Source organism: Bacillus sp. V3-13, from assembly GCF_002860165.1.
Lineage (GTDB): Bacteria > Bacillota > Bacilli > Bacillales > Cytobacillaceae > Bacillus_BJ.
This window is the reverse complement of record NZ_PGUZ01000093.1, coordinates 1-4706: the sequence shown is the minus strand read 5'-3', so window position 1 is coordinate 4706 and position 4706 is coordinate 1. Positions and strand designations below refer to the sequence as shown.

Here is a 4706-nt window from a genome sequence, read left to right as displayed (position 1 = left end):
CACGGTTTCACTATGGCTTTTCTATTTTTATGGTGTTGCATTTGATTTTACAATTAACCCTTTAATTTTATTTTGTCGAAAAAGATTAAATTTTATGGCAATTGCGCCGTTTTGTGTTGTAGAATTAAATTAGAAAATTTTAGGGGGTAGTAGAAGTGGCTCAAGAAAAATTGTTAACAATAATTGTCGAAACAATTGAAGGAGAAGAGGTAGAATTAAAGATTAATGAAGAGAATAAAGTTGAAAAACTTGTTCGTGAAGCGATGAAATCGTTAGAAATCGATCCTGGATCTGCTTCCTATGAATTGAAGTTCCAAAATCAAACCTTGGATGTAACAAAAAAAATCAAGGACGTGGGTCTCACCCAAGGTTCTGTTGTCTTACTCCAGAGAATCCCAGTTGTAGGATAAAAACATGGACAAACTAGCTTCTGAAAAATTTATTGAACGTGATTTAAAAAAGGTAGACAGGCGTATTAAAGAATGTGACTGGTCAATCAACCAAAAAGGCATTTATGTGACTTGCTTATTTCAACATAAAGAAACGAGGGAGAATTTCTCCCTTTTTTTAAGCTGTGATGGATACCCGAGGCACCCTATTAAGGCAACCTTTATGCCTTGTTCTCCAATTGTATATCCAGCAACTAAATGGCCGTTTGATGGTGATCATGTCTTTCGAACAAGTAGCCCCTTTCCTTTTATTTGTTTACCAGGATTAACAACATATATTCCTGAAAAGGAAAGGGCCCCTCACCCTTTTAGTCTTAGGGATATTAACATCGGGAATGTAATTACAAGGATTTACCAAGCTATCCACACAGATCATTATAATGGGTTTGTCACACGGGAGGTATAGCCAGTTAAAATGAACAATTCCCTCGAATATGTGAGCAGGACACTAAAATTGCTGCAGGAGTATATGGACAACACAAAGAGCCAAAAATCAATCGAACGGTTAGCAACTGCTAAATACGGAATTCATATTAACGAAGAGTGGGCAAACACTGAAAATGGTATGATCATCTCCTCTACTATCTTCAAACTGCTTGTCAGGATGGTTAAGCATATTGTTGTGTTCGCTAACGAGGAGGTTCATAGCAATTTTAAATATAACGCTATATTTACTTCTTGGTTAGAGGAAGCCAAAAACCAGGATCAAGATGTGTCCGTTTCATTCGCTGGTACTTGTGATGTTTTAATTTCATTAGGTTGCAACTCAATTTTAACTGATATCCCAATAGATATCCCAACAGTTTATGTTTATAACAACGGTTGGGAGGCTTCTGTGGGGAGTTCCCTTCCACCATTTGAATCGAATAAATCTAGTACTAATCCTATAGGTGCATGTCTTGCAGCATCCTTAGGAGTAGCAGAACTATTTAAATATGCTTTAAAAGATATCTTAGACGCTGCAAATGTGCGTTATGAATTACATCGCAATCTCACACTGTCAGCCTTTGCACTTCAAAATGAACCTGGCATGGATAACCCTGATTTACCAGATACACCTAACGTTGGCATTGTTCACATGGTTGGTGCGGGAGCTATAGGTAATGCATTTGTTCACACATTGGCAAGCTTCAATAATATACATGGGCAGTTGTTGGTTATAGACGCTGATATAGTGGACCTAAGTAATTTAAATCGTTATATCCTTGCTCGGAAAGATGATATTGGACACTGCAAAGTAGATCTAATCAAGAAATCATTAAATCATACGGCATTGAATGTAGTTGGTTTTAATGAGACATGGATTGATTTTATCCAGCATTATGGGCGGTCGTTGGATACGGTTGTTTGCACTGTAGACTCAGCTGAAGCACGACGGGAGATCCAAAGTGACTTGCCCCGTTTGTTGTTGGATGGTGCAACATCAGGATTTACCTTTAGTTTATCTAGCCATAATTTCTTGGAAGGTGCTTGCTTAGGCTGCATCCACCTGCCAAATTCCAATGATTACGCCGTTGAGGAAGAAATGGCCAGAATACTTGGCTGGTCCGTTGGTGAGGTATTTAATGCTTTAAGAACAGACCACCTCCTGAATTTAATGGAAATATCCCAAATTGAGGCTTACCAGCAGTTTCCTCAGGGGTCACTAGTTTCATTTGTTGGAAAACCACTTAGGACTCTTTGGTCAAAGGAGCTCTGTGGACGATCCAGTATAAACAAAGACCAAGTTGAATATGTGGGTACAACTGGTTTTGTGTCGATCATCCCAGGAATTTTACTTGCCGGGGAATTAATAAAGGAAGTTTATTTTAAAGACAATGTTTATAAAGGGAGATTCATCGCAAACGTCCTTACTGGCCCAACAAAGCACTCTGTTCAAAAACCTGAAAAAGATAGCCGGTGTGGCTCCTATTGCTATGATCCCGCCATGATACAAGCGTATAACATTAAACATACATCGGCTTATAGGGAGGTCTAAAGATGTCTCATGAAGGACTAATGCTTTTGGGCTTTTTTCCGCATGAAATAGAAGCAATTAATAATGTTAAAAAATTTTGCGGGGATAAACTCTGGGACGAGAGTACAATTAAAACAAAATGGCAAAATTCTCGTTCCCATTTATCAGTGAAACCTACTTATACAGCTGGGTATCCCCAGGTAAAAGAAATTTCAATTGAACATATGGATTATTTATCGACTGTACCTAGTCACCCATCTTTTCAAATGATTGTGAAAGGACCTTGGGCTTTTCGAATGGTAGAAATTGATCCTTTATTGTCCTTGGCGATAAAGGTGGATTCCGATTACATCGAAAACCTTTACTTAGAATTTAAAGACAAAGCCTTTGAAAATATATTATCTTTAATTTTACCCAACAAAGGTGGGAATTTGGCTCTTTCACCTTCGGTCAATAATTTTTCTTGGACTACCAAAGACCGAGGAATGCATTTGCAACATACGACATCTTTCCCCCTCGTTGATGGGGGAATTGTTGTAGGGTTCCGAGTTCCAATTCCTCCATTACCAGTACATGTTAAAATACTGCATGGTAAATATATTCTTTTCGATGGATATCACCGTGTACTTGCACTGCGTAAGGCTGGTCATCATTATGTTCCTTGTCTTGTTAGCGAAGTAGGATCAGCAACAGAAGTCCAAACAATGCAAGAGGAGAGCTTTAATTTACGATTTCTTTTGGAAAATGAGAACCCTCCAACAATGGGTCACTTTTTCACTGATTTGTCTGAAAAAGTGCAGTTACTTCCATCTGCAAAATTTTTTCAAATTCGAGCAGAGGACAGTTATCATATTTTGCCCAAGTAAACAGGATAAGGAGGTTCACTAATGAGAAACTTTTTGGAATGGATTATGAGAAGCAATAAAAAGGATAATACAGTAGAAAAACGGACAATTAAAATTAAACCAACAAATATCCCAAAATTCATTATTCCCCTTTCAGTTATGAATACAACCAAAAGAGCACTACGGGTTGCTGGAAGAAATGGTGTTGAAGGTTTAGTTTTTTGGTCTGGAGTAATAGGTGAAGGCGATGTTGCATTTATTAAACGTGCGATAGTACCGTCAAGATTAATGGCTTCAAGGGTTCATGCAACTATAACTGAAAAGGATTTAAATGAAATCTACTGTACGTTAAGGTCACATAACGAATTCTTACTTGCACAAGTTCATAGTCATCCTGGTGCAGCTTTCCATTCGGATACGGATGATGAAAACGCAATTAGTTTTAAAAAAGGCTTTATATCAATTGTTGTACCCTTTTTTGGTCAGGTCCCGTTTGCTGATTTATCTCAATGTAAGGTCTACGAATACGATGGCGGTCAAATTTGGAAAGCTCTCTCCAGAAATGAACAAACAAGCCGTTTTAAAATTGTAAACTAAGCTTCCAACAAAATAAAAAGACCCCTTTTTAGATTGTATAAGGGGTCTGCAGAGATTCACAAATCCAGAGGGAAACATGTGTAGTATTTGTAACAAGTTCTTGACATTTACTTGCACAAATCTTATGCTAGTAGCATAACTTAACTAAGCAACAAATGGCTAATGGCAATCCACTATGTGGGTTCGGCGTTAGCCATTTTTATATTTTATAATGTCAATCATAATTGCTAATCTACGGTAAGCTGATTTTGTAAGTTGGTTAGCATTTTCTTTTACTTCTTCCAACCTACCTCTCAAGTAATTTTCTACAGCATCTATATCAAGGTTTTCAATGTTATATGCAATAACGTCCATCTCTTTTGCTTGTCTTAAGCCCATATCTAATATCTCTTGCATTGAAGTTGCCGGAATTTTGTTATATTGTGTTATTGTATTTATGGAAGATTGAATCTCCCCAAACCTTTCGATTCTTTGTCTAATCCTTTCTTTCTCAAGATGGTTAAGAGTGGTTTCCTCGATATTAACCCCTCGTAAATATTTAAATAATGGGATTCTTGCGTTAGGTGGTTGGCTAGCAACGAATTTCAAGGCAATTTCAGTATGAATGACATTTAAATCAAAGATGAAATCTTCTAGAAATGTCATTACATCCGGTAATCTAAAAATATACGTGGTATCTCCTAATGCCACCACCAGGTTCTCATCTGATATTCTCTCCCCCAATTCATCTAATTCTTGAGGAGATATTAGTAAAGATTTAAGGCTGCCTTTTCTTCCACGATCAATAATTAGTTCTTTAATTAGGGGCTGCTGAATAAACAAAAAAGCCAGGAATGACAAGGGTTTCGCAACTCTTTT

General features: G+C 37.3%; 5 protein-coding genes and 1 pseudogene. 5 read left to right on the top strand and 1 reads right to left on the bottom strand.

Annotated elements, in window-relative coordinates:
- The first annotated feature begins 155 nt into the window (after positions 1 to 155).
- Genes CU633_RS21950 through CU633_RS21930 form a run of 5 tightly spaced genes read left to right on the top strand, consistent with a single transcriptional unit; the run spans position 156 to position 3848 of the window.
- On the top strand, positions 156 to 410 hold the full coding sequence (locus tag CU633_RS21950; RefSeq protein WP_101662676.1) for a DUF2604 domain-containing protein: 255 nt from the start codon (positions 156 to 158) through the stop codon (positions 408 to 410).
- Between the two features lie 4 nt (positions 411 to 414).
- Positions 415 to 855 carry a hypothetical protein gene (locus tag CU633_RS21945; RefSeq protein WP_101662675.1) on the top strand — a complete coding sequence of 147 codons (441 nt, stop codon included), beginning with the start codon at positions 415 to 417 and terminating at the stop codon, positions 853 to 855.
- 48 nt (positions 856 to 903) lie between these two features.
- Positions 904 to 2427, top strand: coding sequence for a ThiF family adenylyltransferase (locus tag CU633_RS21940; RefSeq protein WP_180955075.1), 1524 nt, complete (start codon positions 904 to 906; stop codon positions 2425 to 2427).
- 2 nt (positions 2428 to 2429) lie between these two features.
- Positions 2430 to 3272 carry a ParB/Srx family N-terminal domain-containing protein gene (locus tag CU633_RS21935; RefSeq protein WP_101662673.1) on the top strand — a complete coding sequence of 281 codons (843 nt, stop codon included), beginning with the start codon at positions 2430 to 2432 and terminating at the stop codon, positions 3270 to 3272.
- A 21-nt stretch (positions 3273 to 3293) separates the two neighbouring features.
- Positions 3294 to 3848: a Mov34/MPN/PAD-1 family protein gene (locus CU633_RS21930; RefSeq protein WP_101662672.1), complete on the top strand. Its 555-nt coding sequence runs from the start codon at positions 3294 to 3296 to the stop codon at positions 3846 to 3848.
- 189 nt (positions 3849 to 4037) lie between these two features.
- On the opposite strand, the pseudogene CU633_RS23055 reads toward CU633_RS21930, so the two are convergent.
- Positions 4038 to 4706 (bottom strand): annotated as a pseudogene (locus tag CU633_RS23055) (SIR2 family protein); the annotation flags it as partial.

Coding starts and splice junctions, on each gene's coding strand:
- CU633_RS21935 (WP_101662673.1), top strand. CDS start 2,430: ATGTCTCATGAAGGACTAATGCTTTTGGGCTTTTTTCCGCATGAAATA.
- CU633_RS21945 (WP_101662675.1), top strand. CDS start 415: ATGGACAAACTAGCTTCTGAAAAATTTATTGAACGTGATTTAAAAAAG.
- CU633_RS21930 (WP_101662672.1), top strand. CDS start 3,294: ATGAGAAACTTTTTGGAATGGATTATGAGAAGCAATAAAAAGGATAAT.